General features: G+C 64.3%; 21 protein-coding genes and 1 tRNA gene. 8 read left to right on the plus strand and 14 right to left on the minus strand.

Annotation, left to right across the window (positions count from 1 at the left end; genetic code table 11):
* Positions 1 to 37 precede the first annotated feature (37 nt).
* Genes V3C33_01255 through V3C33_01270 form a run of 4 tightly spaced genes read left to right on the plus strand, consistent with a single transcriptional unit; the run spans position 38 to position 4,510 of the window.
* Positions 38 to 928 (plus strand): DeoR/GlpR family DNA-binding transcription regulator, encoded by an 891-nt coding sequence (locus V3C33_01255; GenBank protein ID XAS67988.1) that lies wholly within the window; start codon positions 38 to 40, stop codon positions 926 to 928.
* Positions 925 to 2,082, plus strand: coding sequence for a galactose-1-phosphate uridylyltransferase (galT, locus tag V3C33_01260; protein ID XAS67989.1), 1,158 nt, complete (start codon positions 925 to 927; stop codon positions 2,080 to 2,082). The genes V3C33_01255 and galT overlap by 4 nt, the downstream gene beginning before the upstream one ends.
* The gene (gene galK, locus V3C33_01265; protein XAS67990.1) at positions 2,079 to 3,251 is read left to right on the plus strand and encodes a galactokinase; all 1,173 of its coding nucleotides are present in this window, start codon (positions 2,079 to 2,081) and stop codon (positions 3,249 to 3,251) included. The genes galT and galK overlap by 4 nt, the downstream gene beginning before the upstream one ends.
* A gap of 20 nt (positions 3,252 to 3,271) precedes the next feature.
* A complete protein-coding gene (locus tag V3C33_01270) occupies positions 3,272 to 4,510 on the plus strand; it encodes an acetyl-CoA C-acetyltransferase (protein ID XAS67991.1) in 1,239 nt (412 codons plus the stop codon).
* 106 nt (positions 4,511 to 4,616) lie between these two features.
* Here the strand turns inward: V3C33_01270 and V3C33_01275 are convergent, their stop codons facing one another.
* Positions 4,617 to 5,528 (minus strand): Bax inhibitor-1/YccA family protein, encoded by a 912-nt coding sequence (locus V3C33_01275; protein ID XAS67992.1) that lies wholly within the window; start codon positions 5,526 to 5,528, stop codon positions 4,617 to 4,619.
* Between the two features lie 444 nt (positions 5,529 to 5,972).
* Here V3C33_01275 and V3C33_01280 point away from each other — a divergent pair, with 444 nt between their 5' ends.
* From V3C33_01280 to V3C33_01295, 4 genes are read left to right on the plus strand one after another with little or no spacing between them, the layout of a single operon-like run.
* Positions 5,973 to 7,313 (plus strand): branched-chain amino acid ABC transporter permease, encoded by a 1,341-nt coding sequence (locus V3C33_01280; protein XAS67993.1) that lies wholly within the window; start codon positions 5,973 to 5,975, stop codon positions 7,311 to 7,313.
* A 9-nt stretch (positions 7,314 to 7,322) separates the two neighbouring features.
* Positions 7,323 to 8,291, plus strand: a complete 969-nt coding sequence (locus V3C33_01285; GenBank protein XAS67994.1) for a branched-chain amino acid ABC transporter permease — start codon at positions 7,323 to 7,325, stop codon at positions 8,289 to 8,291.
* Positions 8,288 to 9,388 (plus strand): ABC transporter ATP-binding protein, encoded by a 1,101-nt coding sequence (locus V3C33_01290; protein XAS67995.1) that lies wholly within the window; start codon positions 8,288 to 8,290, stop codon positions 9,386 to 9,388. Before V3C33_01285 ends, V3C33_01290 begins: the two co-directional genes overlap by 4 nt.
* Positions 9,385 to 10,155: an ABC transporter ATP-binding protein gene (locus tag V3C33_01295; GenBank protein ID XAS67996.1), complete on the plus strand. Its 771-nt coding sequence runs from the start codon at positions 9,385 to 9,387 to the stop codon at positions 10,153 to 10,155. Before V3C33_01290 ends, V3C33_01295 begins: the two co-directional genes overlap by 4 nt.
* A gap of 291 nt (positions 10,156 to 10,446) precedes the next feature.
* Here V3C33_01295 and V3C33_01300 read toward each other — a convergent pair whose 3' ends face one another.
* The 13 genes from V3C33_01300 to V3C33_01360 form a co-directional block, all read right to left on the minus strand.
* Positions 10,447 to 11,799 (minus strand): ABC transporter substrate-binding protein, encoded by a 1,353-nt coding sequence (locus tag V3C33_01300; protein ID XAS67997.1) that lies wholly within the window; start codon positions 11,797 to 11,799, stop codon positions 10,447 to 10,449.
* 194 nt (positions 11,800 to 11,993) lie between these two features.
* Positions 11,994 to 12,067 (minus strand) — tRNA-Leu (locus V3C33_01305).
* Positions 12,068 to 12,087: 20 nt separating this feature from the next.
* A complete protein-coding gene (locus V3C33_01310) occupies positions 12,088 to 13,032 on the minus strand; it encodes an N-acetyltransferase (protein XAS67998.1) in 945 nt (314 codons plus the stop codon).
* 243 nt (positions 13,033 to 13,275) lie between these two features.
* A complete protein-coding gene (locus V3C33_01315) occupies positions 13,276 to 14,823 on the minus strand; it encodes an FAD-dependent oxidoreductase (GenBank protein ID XAS67999.1) in 1,548 nt (515 codons plus the stop codon).
* 38 nt (positions 14,824 to 14,861) lie between these two features.
* Positions 14,862 to 16,244, minus strand: coding sequence for a S8 family serine peptidase (locus V3C33_01320; protein ID XAS68000.1), 1,383 nt, complete (start codon positions 16,242 to 16,244; stop codon positions 14,862 to 14,864).
* A 63-nt stretch (positions 16,245 to 16,307) separates the two neighbouring features.
* Positions 16,308 to 17,255, minus strand: coding sequence for a Ppx/GppA phosphatase family protein (locus tag V3C33_01325; protein ID XAS68001.1), 948 nt, complete (start codon positions 17,253 to 17,255; stop codon positions 16,308 to 16,310).
* The gene (locus V3C33_01330; GenBank protein XAS68002.1) at positions 17,252 to 17,923 is read right to left on the minus strand and encodes a DUF501 domain-containing protein; all 672 of its coding nucleotides are present in this window, start codon (positions 17,921 to 17,923) and stop codon (positions 17,252 to 17,254) included. Before V3C33_01330 ends, V3C33_01325 begins: the two co-directional genes overlap by 4 nt.
* Positions 17,924 to 17,999: 76 nt before the next feature.
* Complete coding sequence (locus tag V3C33_01335) at positions 18,000 to 18,710, minus strand: septum formation initiator family protein (protein ID XAS68003.1); 711 nt, start codon at positions 18,708 to 18,710, stop codon at positions 18,000 to 18,002.
* Between the two features lie 119 nt (positions 18,711 to 18,829).
* Entirely contained in the window at positions 18,830 to 20,110 is a 1,281-nt protein-coding gene (gene eno, locus V3C33_01340) for a phosphopyruvate hydratase (protein ID XAS68004.1), read from the minus strand.
* Between the two features lie 141 nt (positions 20,111 to 20,251).
* Entirely contained in the window at positions 20,252 to 20,884 is a 633-nt protein-coding gene (locus V3C33_01345) for a MazG nucleotide pyrophosphohydrolase domain-containing protein (GenBank protein ID XAS69612.1), read from the minus strand.
* Between the two features lie 100 nt (positions 20,885 to 20,984).
* Positions 20,985 to 22,130 carry an adenosine deaminase gene (locus V3C33_01350; GenBank protein ID XAS68005.1) on the minus strand — a complete coding sequence of 382 codons (1,146 nt, stop codon included), beginning with the start codon at positions 22,128 to 22,130 and terminating at the stop codon, positions 20,985 to 20,987.
* A 57-nt stretch (positions 22,131 to 22,187) separates the two neighbouring features.
* Positions 22,188 to 22,880 carry a DedA family protein gene (locus tag V3C33_01355; GenBank protein XAS68006.1) on the minus strand — a complete coding sequence of 231 codons (693 nt, stop codon included), beginning with the start codon at positions 22,878 to 22,880 and terminating at the stop codon, positions 22,188 to 22,190.
* Positions 22,881 to 23,095: 215 nt separating this feature from the next.
* Positions 23,096 to 23,731 carry a DedA family protein gene (locus tag V3C33_01360; GenBank protein XAS68007.1) on the minus strand — a complete coding sequence of 212 codons (636 nt, stop codon included), beginning with the start codon at positions 23,729 to 23,731 and terminating at the stop codon, positions 23,096 to 23,098.
* Between the last annotated feature and the right edge of the window lie 2 nt (positions 23,732 to 23,733).

A 23,733-nucleotide genomic window follows, 5' to 3' on the forward strand; every position in this document is an offset into this window, starting at 1 on the left:
TCACCCCAGTAGATGGACATGCGACAGGAGGAACGACATGCTGGCAGCTCAACGGCAGCACCTGATTCTCCAGGAACTCGACTCCGCCGGCACCGTCCGCGTCGCGGCACTGGCCGCGCTTCTCGATGTCTCTGAAATGACGGTCCGCCGCGACATCGACATCCTTGACGCCGGGGGCCAGCTTCTGCGGGTGCACGGGGGTGCGGCCCGGGCGGGCAGCTTCAGCGCGCTGGAACCCGCTTTCGTCAGCAAATCCACACAGGAGCTTGCCGCCAAATCCGCCATCGCCAGGGAGGCCCTGAACCTCCTGCGGCCTGGCATGACGCTGCTGATTTCCGGTGGGACAACAACGTTCGAGTTGGCCCGGATACTCCCCCGCACCATGGACCTGACGGTTGCCACGAATTCGATCATGGTGGCCAATGCACTCACCGCGGCGCCTCTAGGCCCGGGCGATCCCGTCCGGACCCTGATCCTCGGCGGGGAACGGACGCCATCCGAAGCGCTGGTGGGTCCCCTCGCGGCGCGGGCGCTCAGAAGCCTGCACGCTGATGTGTGCTTTATGGGCGTCCACGGAATGGACCCGCTGGCCGGCATTACCTCGCCCAACCTGCTCGAAGCCGAGATCAACTCAGCCATGATCAGCAGCTCGGACAAGCTCATAGTGCTCGCCGATTCCACCAAGTCCGGACTTGTTGGCCTCGCCCGCATTGCACCGCTCACTGCCGTCAGCACACTGATCACGGATGACAGGATCAGCGCCGGGCCTGCCGGGGAATCAACCGCCCGCAAGCTCCGGCTCGCTGTTCCGGACCTGAGGATTGTTGCCATACCTCCGGACCCGGAGGCACCATCCGCCCCGCTCAACACGCCACTTCCCGACCGGCGCACGCTCCCGGCCACAGCTCTCAAAGGAACCAACGCATGACGAATATCACCAGCACCAACCTTGCCGACGGCCGGGAGCTGCTTTATTTTGACGACGCCGGAACAGAGAAACCCCGCCCGGCCGCGTCAACAACCGACCACCGGGAACTGCCGCCACGCGGGGAACCGGGCGAAGTCAGGTTTGATGCCCTCACCCGCGAGTGGGTTGCCGTGGCAGCTCACCGCCAAAGCCGGACCCACCTGCCGCCGGCCGATCAGTGCCCCATTTGCCCCACCACTGCCAACAATGCCTCCGAAATCCCGGCGGCGGATTACGACGTCGTTGCTTTTGAGAACCGGTTTCCATCGCTGGGCCCGGCGCTCGGCCCGGTCCCGGAGAACCCTGGATGGGGGACCACCGGGCCGGCCTTCGGGCGGTGCGAAGTGGTGGCATTCACACCGGAGCACACCGGATCATTCAGCGGGCTGAGCGAAGTCCGCGCGCGCACGGTGGTTGAGGCCTGGGCCCACCGGACCGAGGCGCTGAGCGCCCTTCCCGGCATCAAACAGGTGTTTCCTTTTGAAAACCGCGGGGCGGACATCGGCGTCACCCTGCATCACCCGCACGGCCAGATCTATGCCTACCCCTACGTCACCCCGAGGGCAGAAGTCCTGGGCAACGCCGCCCGGAAATTCTTTGACGCCGGCGATGGCCGGCAGACACTCACAGGCTCGCTGCTGCACGCTGAGCGGGAAGACGGCAGCAGGATGGTGATGGAAGGCGAGAACTTCAGCGCCTACGTCCCGTTCGCCGCACGCTGGCCCCTGGAAATCCATCTGGTGCCGCACCGGCAGGTTCCTGACCTTGCTGCCCTGAGCGGCGAGGAGAAGGATGAGCTGGCGCACGTGTACCTGGATCTGCTCAAACGGCTTGACGCCCTCTATCCCACACCCACGCCGTACATTTCGGCCTGGCACCAGGCTCCGCTGGACGCCCTGCTGCGGCCCGCCGGCTACCTCCACCTGCAGCTGACATCGCCACGCCGTGCCGCCGACAAGCTCAAGTTCCTTGCGGGTTCGGAAGCCGCCATGGGCGCCTTTATCAACGACACCACACCGGAGCTCGTCGCCGACCGGCTCCGCACAGTGGCCGTGACGGCATCTGCGCCCACCTCCTCCGCAGTGCCGGCCGCATCCTCAGGAGCCCACGCGTGAGCGCCGCGAAGACATCCCCGCTCGACCCCGCCCAGCTCACCGAGCGGTTCGAGGCCGCCTTCGGCCGGACTCCAGACGGCGTCTGGCAGGCTCCGGGCCGCGTCAACCTGATCGGCGAGCACACAGACTACAACGAAGGATTTGTGCTGCCGTTCGCCATCGACAAAACGGCCCGTGTAGCCATCGGCGTACGCCAGGACTCAATGGTCAGGCTGCTCTCCACCTTCGGTGATCAGGGCATGACTACGGCGGACACCACCTCGCTGGACCCCACCACCGCCAAAGGGTGGACCAAGTATCCCCTGGGCGTTATCTGGGCTCTCCAGCAGCGCGGCATCGAAGTCCCGGGCATGGACCTCCTGCTGGATTCCAATGTCCCCCTGGGCGCAGGGCTCTCCTCCTCGCATGCGATCGAATGCGCCGTCATCTCGGCAGTGAACGAGCTCACAGCTGCCGGGCTCGAGCCTGAAGAAATGGTCACGGCCACGCAGCTGGCGGAAAACGACTTTGTGGGCGCCCCCACCGGCATCATGGACCAGTCGGCCTCACTCCGGGGATCGAAGGGCAACGCCGTATTCCTGGACTGCCGGGACCAAAGCGTGCGACTGGTGCCGTTCGAGGCGGAACCCGCCGGCCTGGTCATGCTGGTCATTGATACCAAGGTCTCCCACTCCCATGCCGACGGCGGCTACGCCTCCCGCCGTGCGTCCTGCGAGCTCGGTGCCGAGGTCCTGGGTGTCAAAGCGCTGCGCGACGTTGAGGTGGGCGATCTTGAGGAAGCCAGCGGGCTTCTGGACGAAGTGACGTTCCGACGCGTGAAGCATGTTGTCACCGAAAACGACCGCGTACTGCAGACCGTAGAGCTGCTGACCGGTGAAGGCCCAGCGTCGATCGGCGCCATGCTCGACGCCAGCCATGTCTCCATGCGCGACGACTTCGAGATCTCCTGCCCCGAACTGGATCTCGCCGTTGATACCTCCCGGGCCAACGGCGCCATCGGGGCCCGGATGACTGGCGGCGGCTTCGGCGGCGCAGCTATTGCGCTCACCCCGGCGGCGGCAGAGCAACAGGTGCGCAGCGCCGTCGTCCGCGCTTTTTCCGATGCGGGATTCATGGCTCCGGACATTTTCACCGTTACTCCGGCGGCCGGGGCGATGCGGCTGGCATAGCTCCGGCGTAGGCTGGGCGTATGTCAGAAGCCGTCATAGTTTCCACTGCCCGCAGCCCAATCGGGCGAGCCTTCAAGGGGTCGCTCAAGGACGAACGGGCGGACGATCTGGCCGCTGCCATGGTCACCGCCGCGCTGGCGAAAGTGCCTGCCTTCGATCCCCGTGGCGACGACGGGCCGGGGCTTGATGACCTCTACCTGGGCTGTGCCGAACCCAGCGGGGAGGCCGGCTCCAACATGGCACGGGTAGTCACCATCCTCGCCGGACTGGACAACGTTCCCGGCGCCGTAGTCAACCGCTTCTGCGCGTCAAGCCTGCAGGCCATCCGCATGGCCTTCCACGCGATCAAGGCGGGTGAAGGCCACGCGTTCGTGGCTGCCGGGGTGGAGGCGGTGTCTCGGTACCAGAACTGGGCCGGCGCGGGAGAAACCGACGCCGGCAACCACAACCCGCGCTTTGATGCTGCCGCGAAGCGCACGGTTGCCCGTGCAGAGTCCAACACTCCCTGGACCGATCCGCGGCTGGGCGGCCGGATGCCGGACATCTACACCGCCATGGGCCAGACCGCGGAAAATGTTGCCACCACCTACGGCATCAGCCGCGCCGAACAGGACGCCTGGGCAGTACTGAGCCAGAACCGGGCCGAGGCCGCCATCGCTTCGGGTTTCTTCGCCCGCGAGATCACGCCCTACGCGCGACGGGACGGGACTGTGGCGGACCGGGACGACTCGCCGCGCGCCGGTGTCACCCTCGAATCCGTCAGCACCCTGCAGCCGGTGTTCCGCCGTGCGGGAACCGTCACGGCGGGGAACGCCTGCCCGCTCAACGACGGTGCCGCCGCCGTGGTGATCATGAGCGATACCCGCGCGCGGGAGCTGGGACTGGAGCCGTTGGCCAGGATTGTGTCCACCGGCGTCAGCGCCCTCTCCCCCGAGCTGATGGGAATGGGGCCGGTCGAGGCCACCAGGCGCGCGCTGGCCCTGGCCGGTCTGGGCATCGGGGACATCGACCTTGTGGAGCTCAACGAGGCCTTCGCCGTCCAGGTGGTGGCGAGTGCGCGGGAACTCGGGATCGATCACGGCAAACTCAACGTCCACGGTGGCGCCATTGCGCTGGGCCATCCGTTCGGAATGACCGGCGCCCGCATGAGCACCACGCTGCTGAACGGGCTCCGTGAGACGGACGGCAGCCTGGGTCTGGCTACGCTTTGCGTGGGCGGAGGCCAGGGCATGGCAGTGGTTCTGGAACGCCTCCGCTGACGTCCCGGCTTCCTTATCTGGACAAACCCCGCACAGAAGAGGGTCCTGCCGTTCGGCAGGACCCTCTTCTGTCGTCAGATCACGACGACGTTAGCCGGCGTTGCCGTTAGTCATCGCCGCGGAGAATGGCCAGCAGGCGGATGATCTCCACGTAGAGCCAGACCAGCGTGACGGTGAGGCCGAAAGCTGCGGTCCAGGAGAACCGCTGCGGGGCTCCGCTCCTGACACCGGCTTCGATGCTGGTGAAGTCCATGATCAGCGAGAATGCAGCCAGACCGATGGCGAGAATGCCGATGAAGACTCCCAGCGGGATTCCAAAAATCTCAAAGCTGGTCCTGAGGCCGAACGGCTCCTGTACGGCTCCCGTCCACATCATCACCATGTTGATCAGCGCAAAGACCGCGTAGCCGATGGTGGCGATCATGAAGAAGCGCATGGCCCTCGGGGTGGCACGCACCTTGCCGCTCTTGAACAGCAACAGCGTGACAGCGAAAACGGACAGGGTTCCGATGACAGCCTGGAGCCCGACGCCCGGGTACATACCGTCGAGGATGCGCGTCAGGCCGCCAAGGAACAGCCCTTCGAGCCCGGCGTAGGCAAGGATCAGTGCCGGCGATGGCTGCTTCTTGAACGTGTTGACCAGTGCAAGCACAAAGCCGCCGAGTGCGCCGACGAGCATCAGCACGGATGCCAGCGGCAGGCTTACGAAGAGGGTGACGGCTGCGCCTACCATCAGCACGGCGAGGCACGTGGCGGTCTTGACGATGACGTCGTCATAGGTCATCCGGCCGGTGTCGGCTGGCCCTGCTGCAGGCTGGTTGTACATCTGCTGCAGCTGGTCATGCGTCATGTTCTGCTGCTGGGACATCCAGCCGCCCTGCGCATCCCTGACCTGCCCCGGCGCGCGGCCAGGCGTCTGGCCGTACTGGTTCTGATACTGGCCCTGCGGGACAGGCGGTGCCTGGGTGGCTCCACGGAAGTTTTTTCCGTTGAAGATCGGGTTTCCGCCAAGTGCCATTGCGGGTGTCCTCCAGATAAAGGGGGTGAGTGGTGATCCGTATACTTCACGGTACCAATTTCCACGCTTCACGGGCAGGTAAAGTTCCCCTGGCGTGGGCCCGCAACGCAACTGTGACATGAATCGCACCATTGTGGGCCCGGTTCTGCGCGTCATTTCCTGAACGATTGTTTAGGAATACTCGGAATCAACAAAAGTTTACTTTAGTTAGCCTGAAGCAACGGATGGCGGCGGCTTCACGGTTGTTATCCGATCGCGATCTACGGGCCGGTTCTACCTGCAATTTTTGCCCGTCGCGGGCTGTAACATAGGCCAAGCAGGGTGACGAATATCACAGGAATCCATGTATCTCGCATCGCATTACGCACCATCATTCGTCACTCTCTCCGTTCGCAGCGGTTGCAATGGCGCAACCCAGACCACCCCCATGTGGAGGTTTTCAATTTGAGAAGCACAACTAGAGGCCTGCCGCCCCGGCGGCTTGGCGGATTGCTGAAAACTGTGGGGGCTATTTTCGCCACCACGGTGGCAATTCTGCTTGTCCTCGCTCCGGCATCACAGGCCACAACCCCCTCGCCGACACCATCCCCGTCGTCAACCACGTTCCAGAACAGCATCAACGGCTTCCTGCGCGGCGACGACCGCGCCCCCCTGGCTGATGTCACCGTCACCGCCAAAAGCGGCGACTTCACCGGGACCGCCAAATCGAGTGCCAACGGCGCTTGGACCATTGGCGTCCCGGTCCAGGGAACCTATGAAGTGGAGCTGGACGAGTCCACGCTGCCGGAAGGGGTCAAACTCGCCGACGGCCAGGAGAACCCCCGCAACGTCACGTTCAGCCAGACTTCAAACCTCTCGGTTATTTTCGCCTTCGGCAAGGGCATCGTGGTGCAGCAGCAGGACTTCGGGCAGAACCTGCTCAACCGTCTGGTGGCAGGCTTGAGCTTCGGTCTCCTGCTGGCGCTTGCATCGGTCGGCCTGTCCCTGATCTTCGGAACCACCGGCCTCACCAACTTCGCACACGGTGAAATGGTGACCCTCGGCGCGGTTCTGATGTTCGGATTCAGCGCCATGAACCTGCCTTTCTGGTTGGCCATCCTCCTGGCTTTGTTGGGCGGCGGGCTGTTTGGCTACGTCCAGGACGCCGGACTATGGAAGCCGCTGCGGCGCCGCGGGACCGGCCTGGTTCCCATGATGATCGTCAGCATTGGCCTGGCCCTGGCGGTCCGCTACATCATCCAGTTCTACTTCGGCGGCGCCACCCAGCAACTGCCTTTCGCCCAGAGCGCGGAAATCCAGATCGGCCCGGTCTCCATCTCCCCCAACAACCTCTGGTCGCTGGGCATCAGTGCGGTCGTCATCGCCCTGATCGGCATCGTCCTGCTGAAGACCCGGCTGGGCAAGGCCACCCGCGCGGTGGCCGACAACCCGGCCCTGGCTGCGGCCTCCGGGATCGACGTCGACTCCGTCATCCGGATCGTCTGGGTCGTCGGCGGCATGCTGGCCTCCCTCGGCGGCATCCTCTGGGCGTACTACCGTCCCGGCGTCGCCTTCGACATGGGCTCGCAGATCCTGCTGCTCATCTTCGCCGGTGTCACCCTGGGCGGCCTCGGCACGGTCTTCGGTGCCCTGATCGGATCCGTCATCGTCGGCATCTTCGTGGAGCTGACCACCGTGTTCGGCCTCGCCGCCGACCTCAAATATGTGGGAGCGCTGTTCATCATGATTGTTGTCCTCTTGTTCCGGCCTCAGGGCATTTTGGGCCGTCGCGAGCGTGTGGGTTAGGAGGCAGCCATGAACTTCGGATTCATACTTTCAAGCGCAGCCGCTGAATTGTTCAGCCCGACGACGGCGGCCTACGCCCTTGCCGCTCTCGGCCTTGCAGTCCACTTCGGCTACTCGGGCCTGCTCAACTTCGGCCAGGCCGGCTTCATGGCGGTGGGCGCCTACGGCTTCGCCATCTCCACGCTGACCTTCAAGGTCCCGTTCTTCCTCGGCCTACTCATCGCCATTATCTGTTCAGCGATCTTCGCCATGCTCCTGGGTATTCCAACCCTCCGGCTCCGGGCCGATTACCTGGCCATCGTCACGATCGCGGCAGCGGAAATCGTCCGCTACATCGTCACCACAAACCAGCTGACCTCCGTGACCGGTTCGGCCAACGGCCTCGCCGCCTTCGAGGGCGGGTTCTACTCCATGAATCCGTTCCCTGAAGGCTCGTATCTGGGCATGAACAACAGGGACTTCTTCATCCGCGTTGTCGGCTGGGGACTCGTCATCGTCTGCTGCACCCTCATGTGGCTGCTGATGCGCAGCCCCTGGGGCCGCGTCCTCAAGGGTATCCGCGAGGACGAAAACGCCGTCCGCTCGCTCGGCAAGAACGTGTACTCGTACAAGATGCAGGCCCTGATCATCGGTGGCGTCCTCGGCGCCCTGGCGGGCATGGTCTTCACACTCCCCCGCGGCGCTGTCCAGCCGGCGAACTACGGCACCGAGCTGACGTTCTTCCTCTACACGGTCCTGCTGCTCGGCGGTCTCGGCACGGTGCTGGGACCGGTCGTGGGCGCCATGATCTTCTGGGTCGTGCTGTCACTCACGCAAGGCATCCTGTCCGGCCTAATCGAGTCCGGCGCCGTCACCTGGCTGAACACCGTCCAGGCCGGGCAGCTTCGTTTCATCCTGGTGGGCGTCGCGCTGATGCTGCTGATGATCTTCAGGCCCCAGGGCGTCTTCGGCAACAAGAAGGAGCTGGCGTTCGCATGAGCGAAAAGTCAACAGAAGAAAAGATCGATTACATGACGGATACCCGCCCGATTGCCGCCGGCGAGACTGCGCCCGGCTGCAAGAAGCGTGATCCCATCGTGGTGGCGGAAAACGTCACCCGCAACTTCGGCGGCATCAACGCCGTCGACGTCGACTACCTGGAGATCCCGCGGCACAAGATCACGGCTTTGATCGGCCCGAACGGTGCCGGCAAGACCACCCTGTTCAACCTGCTCACGGGTTTCGATATTCCGAACTCGGGCAAGTGGCAGTTCGAGGGCAACAGCATTGCCGGCGTCTCCTCCTACAAGGTTGCCCGCATGGGCATGGTGCGCACCTTCCAGCTCACCAAGGTCATGGGCAAGCTCACCGTCATGGAAAACATGCGGCTGGGCGCGTCCCACCAGTCGGGTGAGCGGCTGTCCAAGGCCCTGTTCAAGGGAATCTGGGGCGGCCGCGAAAAAGAGATCACGGCCGAGGCCAACGTGCTGCTGGAGAAGTTCAAGCTGGACGCCAAGAAGGACGACTACGCTGCGTCCCTCTCCGGTGGCCAGCGCAAGCTGCTCGAGATGGCCCGTTCCCTCATGGTCCGGCCCAAACTGGTCATGCTCGATGAGCCGATGGCAGGCGTCAACCCTGCACTGATGCAGTCCCTGCTGGACCACATCAAGAACCTCAAGGCCGAGGGTATGACCGTGCTGTTCGTCGAGCACGACATGAACATGGTCCGCCACATCGCCGACTGGGTCGTGGTGATGGCCGAGGGCAGGATCGTGGCCGAGGGGCCACCCGCCGACGTCATGAAGAACCCGGCCGTGATTGACGCCTACCTGGGGGCCCACCACGAGGTGGATCTTGGCGACTCGCAGGGCATCAAGGAGCTGGCCGCGGAACTGGTGGCCGATGAGGAATCGATTGTCGGCACCGAGAATGCCGGCATCATCGCCGTCGACGTTCTTGCGCCTGAGTGGGAGGAGCAGGGCCCCGGGGTGACAAGCCTGGACAAGCCCGGCGCTACCGGCCGAGGAGACAACGGGATGGGCCGCGGCAAGCACAGCGACGAAGAACCGAGCCGCAAAGAGAAGGAAACAGAATGAGCGCCACCAGTGCGGCGCCCGCCGCACTGCCCGCACCCGCTGACGAGTCGGTCGTCAAGGTCACCGATCTGGTGGCCGGATACCTTCCGGGCGTCAACATCCTCAACGGCTGCAGTATCGAAGCCCGCACGGGTGAGTTGATCGGCATCATCGGCCCCAACGGAGCCGGCAAGTCCACGCTGTTGAAGGCGATGTTCGGCCTGGTCAAGGTCCACTCGGGCTCGGTTGTCGTCCGCGGTCAGGACATCACCGGCCTGAAGGCGAACAAGCTCGTCAGCAGGGGTGTGGGCTTTGTCCCGCAGAACAACAACGTGTTTGCCACCTTGACCATCGAGGAAAACCTGCAGATGGGCATGTTCCAGCGGCCCAAGGACTTTTCCGAGCGGTTCGACTTCGTCACGAGCCTGTTCCCGGAACTCGGCAAGCGGCGCGCCCAGCGGGCGGGCTCGCTCTCCGGTGGGGAACGCCAGATGGTGGCCATGGGCCGGGCCCTCATGATGGAGCCGGCCGTTCTGCTGCTCGATGAGCCCTCCGCCGGTCTCTCCCCCGTCAGGCAGGACGAGACCTTCCTGCGGGTTCATGAGATCAACCGGGCCGGCGTATCCGTCATCATGGTGGAGCAGAACGCGCGCCGCTGCCTGCAGATCTGTGACCGCGCCTATGTGCTCGACCAGGGCAAGGATGCGTACACAGGCACGGGCCGGGAACTCATGAGGGATCCCAAGGTCATCCACCTGTATCTGGGCACCCTGGCCGACGAAGCCTGACCCGGATCCTTCCTCCGGGGCAGTAACCCAGCCAGAAGGGCCGTCACCATCCGGTGGCGGCCCTTCGTGTCCAGGTGATCCCCCCGGGCGCCTCCAGAGGGAACGACGACGGCGTCACGCGCCGCAGTCTTTACTACCGGCCGCTGGGGCACTGGGCCGGATTCCCGCCGCCGGGCGCCCGGGCTTGAGTCAAAAGCCTGCTGTGCGTGACGCCCGGCCGCCAGCAGGCACACAGAAAGCCCCCTTCCGGACTGGACGGGGGCTTTCTGTGTGTCAGGAGGAGGAAGCGGCTTACAGCTTGCCGAATTCTTCCTTGAGGGGCTTGTACGTGTTGTCATCCTGGTACTCATAGATGCCGATGTAGGCCTCTGTGGGGTCACCCGCATCGGAGAAGGTCACCGGACCGGACTGGCCGTCGTAGTCGATGTCCTTGCCGTTGCGGAGCAACGTGACGCAGGACGGGAAGGTGCTGCACTTCTCGCCTGTCTCAGAAACTTCCTTGAGCTTTGCGGCGATGTCTACGCCCTTGGTGCTCTTGGCAGCCTCAGAGGCCAGCGCGATCAGGTTAACAGCGTCGTAGGACTCGCCTGCGTAGCTGTAATCCTTCAGTGCGGGATCAATGGCCAACAGCGACTTCTTGAAGGCGTCCTTGGCGAAGGTGCCCGGGATGGTGCCCTGGGCGCCCTTCAGGGTGCCTGCCTTGAAGTCCTTACTGTAATCCGAGGTGTTGCCATCAACCATGAACATCTGAGTCGGCTTGACTCCCTTGCCCGTCATCAGCGGAACAATGCTCTTGGCCTGGTCAAAGGTGATCAGGGCAATGGCATCCGGCTTGGCTGCGATGACCTTGTCCACCTGGCTGCTGAACTGGGAATCGCCCTCGTTGAAGAGTTCCTCTGCAACGACCTTACCGCCGGCTGCTTCAAACGCGGCCTTCACGTTCTTCGCAAGGCCGGTTCCGTAAGCGTCGTTCAATACGATCATGCCAACAGTCTGGGCCCCACAGGTAGCCATGTAGTTTCCGAGGACCTTGCCCTGGAGCACATCCGAGGGGGCGGTGCGCCAGTAGAGACCCTTGTCATCCCAGGCAGTGAAGTCCGGCGAGGTGTTTGCCGGCGAGAACTGGACGACTCCGGCACCGGTGATCTGGTTGATCACGGTCTTGGAGACGCCAGAAGAAGCTGCACCCACGATTGCGCCGACGCCCTGGCCGAGCAGTGCCGTGGTGGACTGCGTGGCGATGTCTGTCTTCGTGTCACCGGAGTCGCGGTGGATGACCTCGACAGGCTTGCCGAGCACGCCGCCGGCATCGTTGACTTCCTTGATGCCAAGGTTGACGCCGGCGATTTCGGGCGGCCCGAGGAACGCCAGCGACCCCGTTGTCGGCAGGAGCGATCCAATCTTCAGGGCAGTCTCGGTGGTAGTGGTTGCAGCAGGGACAGGTCCGGTGGTTGCGGCCTGGCTGGCTCCGGCTCCGGCTCCGGCGCTGGGTGCCGGGCAAGAGATGCCTGCGGCCTTGGCGGAAGCGGATCCTGTCGACGTTGGGGTAGAGCTGCCACCACAAGCCGTAGCCAGAAGGGCGACGCCGATGCTAAGCGCTGTGAGCTTAGCGATACGGGGCGCCGCCTGGGGGAGTGCAATCATTTAGAGTCTCCTCGATCGAAAGGTGCGAACGGCCTTTGATGCGAATGATCAGGTGTTCCTGATTTAACTTCAAGCTAATGCAAATCCGCCCGGAACATAAGTGACTAAGGTCACATCCTTATAACACTCGTTGCATATGGGAAATCTGCCGGGAGCCCGGCTCCGTTTCGGAGGCCCTGGGGACGGGGGAAAAGTGCCCCAGGCGAGACTCGAACTCGCAACACGCGGATTTTAAGTCCGCTGCCTCTGCCAATTGGGCTACTGGGGCGCCCGGTCAATGATATCCCGTCACATCCGGGCGAGCGGTCCGGCGTACCGGAACGTTCCGTGGATACCTCCCCGCCAGACTGCTAGGGGCAGTAACTGGAATTGATCGCCCCATATCCGCTCCGGCGGCTCGATACCCAGGGATGTGGAGGGGACAAAGCCGAAGCGCGAATAATATTCGGTGCTGCCCAGCAGGGCAATGCCGCGTTCCCCCGCCGCGTTGGCGCGCGCAACGCTCTCCTTGACCAGCGCCGAGCCAATGCCGTGCCGCTGCAGCCTTGGTGTCACGCCAAGAGGCCCGAGCCCCAGCAACTCCAGGTCCCCCACCCAACCCCTGGTGCTGATCACATGACCCACTATTTCGCCGTCGAGCTCTGCCACCATGCTGAACTCCGGCAGGTACTCTTCACACTCGAAAAGCTGCCGCAGCAACTCCACCTCAATTGGCTCGCCGTCGACGCGGAGCCCCGTGACCGGGGATACAGCAAATGCCTCGGCGGTCAGCGCCAGGATGCGTTCGCGGTCCGCAGGGGTCTCGTTGCGCAGGACCAGCTCCGGTTGTGGCTGCTGTGCGCTCACCGATGCCAGCTCGGCGAGGATCTCCAGCGCCCGCGGGGCATCCGCCACGGGGACCAGCAGGTGGTCGTGGTGGAAGCCGGCCAGCACGTTGCAGCTGATCCTGCCGTCGGTCAGGGCCGTGCTGACCGCAGCTGTGAGCCCCGCAGCTTCCAATTCCGAGTGGATCTGCAGGGTGATCCACGCCGCCACGAAGTCGTAGGGCAGGCCGAGGCTGTCTGCCTCCGCCCGGGGAAGGACAACGGTCAGCCCCTCGGCCTCCCTGACTGCCGCTTCGATTCCTGCCACCAGCGGCATGCCGTGCGGCCACAGGACATAGACATAGTCTCCTTCGCGGAGGACGGGATGCATTGAGGCCAGTAGTGCCTGGACGTTCTTTTCACCGTTCATTGAGCCAGTCTAGGCTCGAGGCATGCGCGCACATCAAGCCCGGCTGCTCGAAACTGCAGTCGAGCCCCATGGCCACCACGCCGTGGTGGACTGGGCGGTGGAGCTTCCGTCCGCAGAACCGGTTCCGGGGGCGCAGAGCCGGATATCGGCCTGCTGGGCGGCTCCGAAGGCTGGCCCCCCCTGCCAACACAAAGGCGGCCGTTCCCCTGAAGGGGAACGGCCGCCGTCGTAAGTTACTGCAGACTACTTGGAGTCAGACGCAACGCTTTCCTTTGATTCAGCCTTCACGGCATCAGCCATTGCAGCGTCAGTCTTTGCCGTGTCGCCAGCCTTGGCAGGCTTCTCAAGAACAGGCTTCTCAAGAGCAGGCTTCTCAAGAACAGGCTTCTCAGCAGCAGGGGCTGCAGCCGGGGCAGGGGCGGCGGCCGGCCTGGGCGCCGGGGACGCTGCCATGACGAATGCGCCGCGGGGGTTGTCGAGGTCGATAAGCTGCGTGGTGTCGCGGCCCATGATGAGGCTCAGGATCCAGCCGAAGATGACGCGGACCTTGCGCTCAACCGTGGGCATGGCCAGGCCATGGTAGCCACGGTGGGCCATCCAGGCGAGCCCGCCCTTGAGCTTGATGCCCATGATGTTGGCAACACCCTTCCACTCACCGAATCCGGCAACAGCACCAAGGTTCTTGTGCTTGTAGTCCTTCAGCGGCTTGTCCCAGCGGGAGGCCCAGAGGTTCTTCGCAAGGAGCTTGGACTGGCGGAGAGCGTGCTGTGCGTTGGGGACACAGAATCCGCCCACACCGCCGCCTGAGAGATCGGGAACGGCAGCGACGTCGCCGGCAGCCCAGGCGTTCTCGACTATGCCTTCGTCACCGGCGATGCGGAGGTCAGGCAGGGCGCGGACACGGCCACGCTCATCCAGCGGGAAGTCCGTGGAGCGGACCATCGGATTGGCCTGCACACCGGCAGTCCACACGAGGGTATCGGCTTCGAAATCCTGCGCCAGCGACTTGTCCGGCAGGTTAATGAGCTTGAGGGAACCCTCGGCGTTGTCCAGTGATGTGTTCAGCAGAACCTCGACACCGCGGCTGCGGAGGTGCTCCACAACCCATTCGGCCTGCTTCTCGGTGACCTCGGGCATGATCCGGCCCATGGCCTCAACCAGGACGAAGCGGATTTCCTCTTGCTTGACGCGCGGGTTGTTCTTGACGGCGGCGCGTGCCAGGTCTTCCATTTCGGTGATGCATTCGATGCCGGCAAAGCCGCCGCCCACGACCACGAAGGTCAAGGCGCGTGCGCGCTCCGCGGGATGGGTCATGATGGAGCCGGCCTCGATGCGTTCGAGGACCTTGTTGCGCAGTGCAACAGCCTCTTCAATGGTCTTCAGACCGATGCCCTTGTCCGCAAGGCCCTTGATGGGGAAGGTGCGGGTGATGGCGCCGGCCGCCACAACGACGTCGAAGTACGGGACCTCGAAGTTGTCTCCGCCATCGGCCGGAGCCACAACAGCGGTGCGGTTCGCGTGGTCGATCGACGTGACGCGGCCCTGAATAAGTTCAGTCTGCTTGAGGTGCTGGCGGTGGGAAACAACCGCGTGGCGTGCCTCGATGTTGCCGCCTGCAACTTCCGGCAGGAAAGGCTGGTAAGTCATGTAGGGCAGTGGATCGACGAGGGTGACGATGCCACCGGCGTTTGCGATCTTCTTCTGCAGTTTGAGTGCTACGTACAGGCCGACGTATCCGCCGCCGACGACGAGTACCCGGGGACGGTCCTGGAGCTCTGGGGTGGTTGCCATGAGTCAAGAATACAGTAGTTTGTGAAAATCTTCACTAACTACCTTCTGCCGCCGGAATCCGCCGCGTCAAGCACTCCGGTATCGGGCTCATCGGGCGCACTCCGTGGATTCCGGTGGGCCCTGCGGAGCTGGAACGCCGCGGCCGCAATAATCGCCAAAAAGAGTGCGCCAAAGCCAATGACCACAGCAGCCGGCAGCGCACTGTCCAGTTGAGAAGGCTGTTCCGCCACAGGAACTGTCGCGTTCGGAAGGGTGGGAACAGCGCTGGGCACCTGGGCGGTGGGAACCGGTGCCGGCGCGGCGAGGTCTCCGCGGCGGTGGACCCGGATCCAGTCTGAGATCGAGCCGAGCGGGTTGGTCTTGGCCTCGGGGACTCTATCCTTCAGAGCCGCCTCAGCGTTCAGCACTCCGAACCCGTAGATGGGATCCTTGCCCGGCGCCCCGGAGTCTTTGGCAGTGGTGACAATTCTGTTGATGACCTGGCTGGCACTCATCTCCGGCCACTTGGAACGGATCAGCGCTGCGACACCCGAAACGATCGGGGTGGCGCCGGAAGTACCGGCCCATTCGGCGTAGCCGCCTTTGGGCAGGCCCCCAATCAGGTTTTCCGCAGGAGCCGCCACGCCGATGCTGATACCCTGCGACGAGGAGTCGACGCTGGCCGCGCCGTCCCGGTCCAGGCCGGCCACCGTCAGCACACCCGGGATGGTTGCCGGTGCACCCACCTGGATGTTGCCGCCGACGCGGTTACCGGCCGCGGCAACAATAACGACGTCCTTCTGCTCGGCATAGAGGAACGCGGCGTCCCAGCTCTGCGGCCACTCCGGTGAGGTACTGCCCAGCGAAATGTTGATTACCTTGGCGCCGTTGTCCACCGCCCAGCGGACAGCCTCCGGAATCTGGTCCTGATCACTCTTGCCGCCGGGGTTTGCCGAACCGAGCCACGTCGAAACGGTCAGGATCTGGGCCTCCGGTGCAACACCGATTATTCCGTCCGGACCCGTTTTGGCGGACGGGCTGCCGCTGGGACTTGCATTGGCTGTGGAAGCCGCGGGCTGGTGGCCCCGGCCTGCCAGCATGGTGGCCACGAGGGTTCCGTGTTCAGGTTTGGCGCCTATGCTCTTCTTCCCGTCAACGGTTCCGGCGCCGGAGGCATCGTGCCCGCCCACCAGAACGCCTTTCAGATCCGGATGACTGCCATCCACGCCGCTGTCAATCACCGCAACCTTGACGTTGGCGCCCTTGGAGACTTCCCACGCCTTGGTGATTCCGGATTCCTTGAGCCAATACTGTTTGTCCCGCCACGAATCTGCCTGGGCGGCAGGTGCCGCTACGAGCATCCCGGCGAGGCTGCCACCGGCAAGAACCATCGCCAATAGAGCGGAGGCGGTCCGGCGGAACCGGGCTGTTGCTCTGATCATTCGGGATCCAATACTCGTTGGCTGAAATCGGTAGGCTGTTGCCTGGGTTGGCTGATGCCTCGGTCAACCGATGCTCAGGGCAATTCCGTCCAGAATATCGTGCTCGCTGGAGGTTGCTGCAATGATCCTGCCGCCGGTGATCTCACCCATGCGGTCCAGGATGCGCCGCCACACCAAGGCACCCGCCCCGATCACGTCCACCCGGCCCGGGTGCATGTACGGCAGTTCCGCACGCTGTTCTTTGGTCATGTCCAGCAGCTCGGTGGACGCCGCCCTGATCACCCCGGTGGACAGCTCGGCGCCGTGGATCGCTGCCGGGGAATACTCGGGGAGCCGCAGCGCATGCGCTGCGATGGTGGTGACTGACCCCGCAACCCCGACGACGGCGGTGGCGCGTTCCAGCGGAACGTCCAGGCCCGCACGCGTGATGGCGGCGTCGACGTCGGCCTCCGCCGCAGCGATCTGCTCCGGTGACGGCGGGTCGCTCCGCAGATGGCGTTCGGTCAGACGGACGCACCCGACGTCGACAGATTTCGCGGCGACGACGCCTCTGGCGCCGCCGAGCACGAATTCCGTGCTCCCGCCGCCGAGGTCAACCACCAATACCTGGTCCTCCCCCGCGATCGGCAGGACACTGCTGGCACCGGCGAAGGACAACGCTGCTTCCTCATCACCCGAAATCACTTCCGGTTCAACACCCAGCAACTCACGGATGCCGTCCACAAATACCTGCCGGTTCCGGGCATCCCGGCTGGCCGAGGTGGCCACAAAGCGGATCTTCTTCGCGCCGTGCTCGCGGATCAGCGCGGCATAGTCCGCGGTAGCCGCCAACGTCCGCTCGAGCGCCTCCGGAGCGAGTTCGCCTGTGGCGTCCACTCCCTGGCCGAGCCGGACCACGCGCATCTCGCGCCAGACGTCAGTGAGGCGTGCTCCCCCGCCGCTGCGGTCAACGTCGGCGATCAGGAGACGGATGGAGTTGGTGCCGCAGTCGATCGCCGCGACCCGGGTCATTGGCCGGCCTCGCTGCTGCCGGCGGATTTACGGACCGGAGCCGGCCTGCCCACAATACCCGGAAGCCCCTGGGGGCCGTGGCGGCTCAGGTCCCGCGAAGGGGCTTCGCCGCCGGTGTCCCAGGCGCCGTTGCAGTAGCAGCGGTTCCGGGTCCACCATTCGCTGATGCCGGCAACGGCTTCATCACCGAGCGGGTTAACCCCGGGGCCGGCAGCGAGTGAATGGCCCACCAGGACGTGCAGGCACTTGACGCGGGTGGGCATGCCACCGGCTGAGATGCCGTCGATTTCGGGGACGGCGCCGATCCCGCAACGCTCCCCGATGGAGGCGCGTGCCGCCAGATAAGCCTCGTGGGCCGCCCGGTAGCTGCCGGAAAGCGGTGCGTCGGCCTCGAGCCGTTCGTTCATCTCGTTCATCACACCGGCTGCCTCCAGCCGGGACACCGCTGCGGTGATCACCGGATGCGTGAGGTAAAACGTGGTGGGGAACGGCGTCCCGTTGCTCAGGCGCGGCGCGGTGGCCGCCACCAGCGGATTTCCGCAGATGCAGCGGGCGGGGATCTCGACGACGTCGCGGACCGGACGTCCCAGCTGGCGGCTGAGGACCTCCAGGTCATGTGCTGAGGGCTGGCGGGACTCCTCCGGCGCAATTGCCGTGTTCTCTTCCACTGGCGCGGCCATCCTTCCTGCCCGGGTATGGCCGACCTGCGTTTCCGAGAGGTCAGTCCGGCGGCGGGCGCCGCTCCTAGTCTGTGGCCGAACGCCTGATGGATTCCCACAGGGAATCCACCCACGGCAAGTCGGCGGGGTTTTGTGCTGCTGCACCAGGCTGGTCACTGGCTGTGCCTGCCGGCAGATCGCTGCCGAACACCCAGTAGCCTGTTTCACCCGGCATAACCATGTTAATGCGGTCGCGGGCCTGCTGTTTCACGTAGTTCGGATCCTGCCAGCGGGATACCTGCTGCTTGAGGCCGTCCTGCGTTGCCTTGCTGGCGGCAATATCTGCGTTCAGGGCCGCTATCTCGGCCCGTTTGTCGATGAAGATCTTGACGGTGGGCGCCAGCATGATGGTGATGGCAATCACCACCACGGCAAGTGCCAGCATCCGGCCTGAGAACGCCTTGGCCGGTACCGGATCCTGGTTCTCTTCGTCCCGGACGGAACTTTGTCCGCCACCCGGTCTGGCCGCTTGCTTGCCGGCGGCCACGCCTGCCTTGACCGACGCGCTCAGCCGGCCGGCAGTTCCGGCCTTGGACCCGGCTCCGGCCTTGGCGGCCGCCAGTGCACCGGCCCGGGGATCTGCCGGTTTTGGGCCGGGTTCTGGCGCCTGCTGAGCGGCCGCGCCTGCCTTTGGGCCGCCGAAATCGGCACGGATGACGTCAGCGTCATCGATGGCCTCCTTGGGCTGCCGGGACGCTGGGGCAACCCTCGGAACTTTGGGACGGCGGGTAGCCATGACACTCCTGATACATGTGGCGCTTGGCGCAGGCCTCAAATAAGAACGGACTCAAAACAACAAAAACCGGTGGCTATGGTCTTTCCACCATAGCCACCGGTCAGTTGTTTACGCGGCTACTAGCCCTTGAAACGCGGGAAGGCGCTGCGGCCGGCGTAGCGTGCAGCGTCATCGAGTTCCTCTTCGATGCGCAGCAGCTGGTTGTACTTGGCAACGCGCTCCGAGCGGGCCGGGGCACCGGTCTTGATCTGGCCCGCGTTGGTGGCAACGGCGATGTCAGCAATGGTGGTGTCCTCGGTTTCACCTGAACGGTGCGAGGTGATGGTGGTGTAACCGGCGCGCTGGGCAAGGGAAACGGCGTCGAGCGTTTCGGTCAGCGAACCGATCTGGTTGACCTTCACCAGCAGGGAGTTGGCCGTATTGGTGTCCAGTCCCTGCTGCAGGCGGACCGGGTTGGTGACAAAAAGATCGTCGCCGACAAGCTGCACTTTGTCGCCGATGGCGTCCGTGAGTGTTTTCCAGCCGTCCCAGTCGTTCTCATCCAGCGGATCCTCTATGGAAACCAGCGGGTAGTCGGCAACCAGTTCGGCGTAGTAGGCGCTCATCTCGGCCGAGGTCAGTGCCTTGCCTTCAAACTGGTAGGCCCCGTCCGTGAAGAACTCGGAAGAAGCAACGTCCAGCGCCAGGGCGATGTCCGTGCCCGGGGTGTACCCGGCGTTCTTGATGGCTTCCTGGATGAGGTCCAGGGCTGCACGGTTGGACGGCAGGTTCGGTGCGAAGCCGCCTTCGTCGCCCAGGCCGGTGGCCAGGCCCTTTTCCTGTAGGACAGCCTTGAGTGCGTGGTAGACCTCAACGCCCCAGCGCAGACCCTCGGAGAACGTCTCGGCACCGAGCGGGACAACCATGAATTCCTGGATGTCGACGTCTGAATCGGCGTGCGAGCCGCCGTTGAGGATGTTCATGAGGGGTACGGGCAGCACGTGGGCGTTCGGGCCGCCCAGGTACTTGTACAGCGGCAGGTCCGCGGAAGCCGCCGCAGCATTGGCAACGGCAAGGGAAACACCCAGGATGGCGTTGGCGCCCAGTTTGCTCTTGTTGGGGGTTCCGTCCAGGTCAATCATGGCCTGGTCGATACTGCGCTGGTCCGTGGCGTCGAAGCCAATCAGGGCCGGGGCGATCTGGTCGATGACGGCGTCAACGGCTTTCTGGACACCCTTGCCAAGGTAGCGTCCCTTGTCTCCGTCGCGGAGTTCAACGGCCTCATGTTCACCGGTGGAGGCACCGGAGGGAACTGCTGCGCGGCCAATCTGGCCATCGGAGAGCAGAACTTCAACTTCTACGGTCGGGTTGCCGCGGGAATCGAGGATCTCGCGGGCGTGGATGGCATCGATAAGCGCCATGAATATGCTCCTTATGGTGAAGCGATCTGCTTGGGATCTGACAGCTGGGAAACGTAGCGGAAAAACTCGACGTCCTCGTCGGGTACCAGCGTAGTCGAGAGTGTTGCCGGTTACGGAAACCTATCCAGCCCCCGGACGTCATTATGGCGCGCGGTAGCTCTCCTGGTACCGCCGGACGGCCCCGCGGAGGGCGCGTTCGGCGTCGAACCCCTTGCTCCGGGCGGAGCCGACGACGGCGAACAGCAGCTCCCCGAGCTCCTCTTCGGTGTCGGGGGTTCTGACGTCTTCTGAGAAGGCGCGCCCGGACCCGCGGGTTTCACTCCCCACCGGGGAAGCAGGCTCAACCACCGGATGTGCCAGGCCGGCGCGCGCTGCCCGGTCAAGGGACTTTTGCGCTTTGGCCAGGGCCGGCAGTGCTCCAGGGATTCCATCAAAGGGATCCTGCCGTTCGGGTTTTTCTGCCATCTTCACGGCGTCCCACTTCCGCACAATCTCCACGACGGTGGCCGGGAAGGAATCCTGCAGTGAGCCGTCCGGCCGGAAGACGTGCGGGTTACGCCGGACCATCTTGGCAGTCAGGCCGCGCGCGACGTCGTCGAAACCGAACGTGCCGCGCTCTTCGGCGAGCCGGGCATGAAGCACCACCTGAAGCAGCACATCCCCCAGCTCGCCTTTCAGCTCAGCGTCGTCGGCACCGGTTTCGATCGTTTCCGCCACCTCATGGGCCTCCTCGAGGAGATACTCCACGAGGGATCCATGGGTCAGCGCCGCCATCCACGGGCAGTGCTCGCGGAGGGACGCGATGGTCCCGATCAGCCCCGGCAGCGGGTCATGCCCGTCCGCCGCGGGCCCATCGGTTGCGGCAGGCTGCTCTTTAGCCAAGGCCTGAGTAGGCGTCGTTGATGTACTCAACCAGGGCTTCCTTTTCCTCCAGCGGAAGGAAGGATGCCTCGGCAGCGTTGAGGGTGAGCTCCAGCAGATCGTCGAGATCGTAGTCGAACGTCTCAACCAGGAGCTCGAACTCGTCCGTCAGGGTCACACCGCTCATCAGGCGGTTGTCCGTGTTGATGGTGACGTTGAATCCGAGCTGGTACAGCATGTCCAGCGGGTGGTTCTCGATGCCTTCTCCGAACGAGGCAATTGCACCGGTCTGCAGGTTGGAGGAGGGGCAGATTTCCAGTGCGATGCCGCGGTCCCGGACCCAGCTGGCAAGCTCGCCCAGGGTGACCATGCCGATGCCGTCATCATCGCCGGGCTCGGCGTCCTCGTCATCAAAGTCCACCGTGATGTCCTCGGCGATGCGGACGCCGTGGCCGAGGCGCAGGGCCCGGCCGTCAACGAGCGCGGACTGGATGCTCTCCAGACCGGCAGCCTCTCCGGCATGAACCGTGGCCGGGAAATTGTTCTCGGCCAGGTAGGTGAATGCTTCCTTGAAACGGGACGGCAGGAAGCCGTCCTCGGCGCCTGCGATGTCAAAGCCCACGGCGCCCCGGTTGCGGTGGCGGACGGCGAGTTCGGCAATCTCCTGGCCTCGGTCGGCATGGCGCATGGCAGTGATCAGCTGGCCCACCTGGATCTCACGGCCGGTTTCGGCCACGGCGTCAACGCCGGCTTCAAGGCCTTCCTGGATCGCCTCAACAACCTCGTCAAGCGTCAGGCCCTTTTGCAGGTGCTGCTCCGGCGCCCATCGCACCTCGCCGTACACCACACCGTCGTCCGCGAGGTCTTCAACGAATTCCTTCGCCACGCGGAGCAGACCTTCCTTGGTCTGCATCACTGCGATGGTGTGGTCAAACGTCTCGAGGTAGCGGACCAGCGAACCGGAGTCGGCCGACTCGCGGAACCATTCGCCCAGGGCAACGGGATCGGTGGACGGCAGCGTGTGGCCGACGGCCTCGGCCAGGTCAATGATGGTGGCCGGGCGCAGGCCTCCGTCCAGATGGTCGTGAAGGGACACCTTGGGAAGGCTCTTCAGGTCGAAGTCGAGGGCAGGGGCAGTGTCAGGAATAGGCTCAGTCACGTTCCAACTTTAGGGTCGCAGGGCGTGCAATGCCAGCCGTTCGCCTACGGGGTGAATTCAGCGTCCGGATTCAGCTTCAGCGACGGCGATGTCAGAGGCGGCTTTCGGCTCCGTGACACCTTCGGTGGCGGGCGCGGCGTCATGGCGGCCGAGCCGCTTATGCCACCAGCGCAGAAGATGATCGATGATGATGCCGAGGACAATGGCGAATACCACAGCGATGCCCGCGCTCAGCAGCGGGTACTCGTGCAGCCATGTGAAGGAGCTTGCCAGAAGGCCGATACCGATGGAATACACCACCCAGGTGGCGCAGGCGAAGGCGTCCAACAGGAAAAACCTGCGGTGCGGAAAGCCCGTGGTGCCGGCGACGTAGTTGACTGCCACGCGCCCCCACGGGATGTACCGGGCCGTGAATATGAGTACGGCGCCCCGCTTTTCCAGTTCGTAGCGTGCCCAGCCGAAGACCTTCTGTACTTTTGGCCGCCGCATCCATTTCCAGCGCTCGAGGCCGATTTTCCGGCCCAGTAGGAATGCCATGTTGTCACCGGCAATGGCGCCGATGAGGGCGGTCATACCAAGAATCCAGAGGTTGGGCTCCCCGCTGTTCCGGGAAAACGCCGCCAGGGCCACAATGAGCGTCTCACTCGGGAGGATCATCGCGAAGCCGTCCACAAAGAAGAACACCAGGAGAACGGGGTAGATCCACCACTGACTAGCTGCATGGAGCACGGCCAAATTAATAAACTCCACGCGGGTGTTGCTCCTAGACGAAATGCTGCATACAAAAATAACGCAGACGGAAGTGATGTAAATCGCTCTTCAGTGTCCCACGGCCAAGGCGTCGTTCGCTACGCCTTGAGCCGGGGAACACAAAAACAACGGTACGCTGGCGCGCGTTCCCCCGTCGTCGTCCCGCGGGCTGATATCCGAGCCCCTGGGGCGTCCACCCGTGGGCTGAGACGCCGCTAGATTTTGCGTCCGGTAATCTCGTCGCCGGAGGGATCCGGGGCGCTCCCGCGCAGACGGCTGATTACAAGATCCACGATGATTCCCAGCACGATCGCACACACAATCGCGATGGCCGCTCCGAGCAGGTGATTGCTTTCAAACCATTGCCCGAAGAACAACCCGATCCCCACGGAATACCCGGCCCAGAGGCTGGCGGAAAGTACCGTCAGGCCAACAAACCGCATGTGGGCATAACCCGTGGCCCCGGCCGTGAGGTTAACTGCCACCCGCCCGATCGGGACAAAGCGCGCCACCAGGATCAGTGACGCGGGCCGTTTCCTGAGTTCGCGGCCGGCCCAGTCAAACGCCTTCTGCATGCGGGGACCCCGCATCCAGCGCCACCTGCCGGTCCCGACCCGCCGGCCGATCAGGTAGGCAATGTTGTCGCCCGAGAAGGCCCCCAGCGCCGCGACGAGAATAAGCAGCCACGGGTTGGGGACATCTGCCGTTGCGGAAACTGCCGCCAGGCCGACCACCACGGATTCGCTGGGAATCGGCGGGAAGAAACCATCAATGATGCAGCTGGCCAGAACCAGGAAGAGCACCCAGGGCTGCCCCGCGGCGGCCAGGATGAAGTCGTTGATCGCCTGCATTG

It is taken from the genome of Micrococcaceae bacterium Sec5.7 (assembly GCA_039636785.1).
GTDB lineage: Bacteria > Actinomycetota > Actinomycetes > Actinomycetales > Micrococcaceae > Arthrobacter.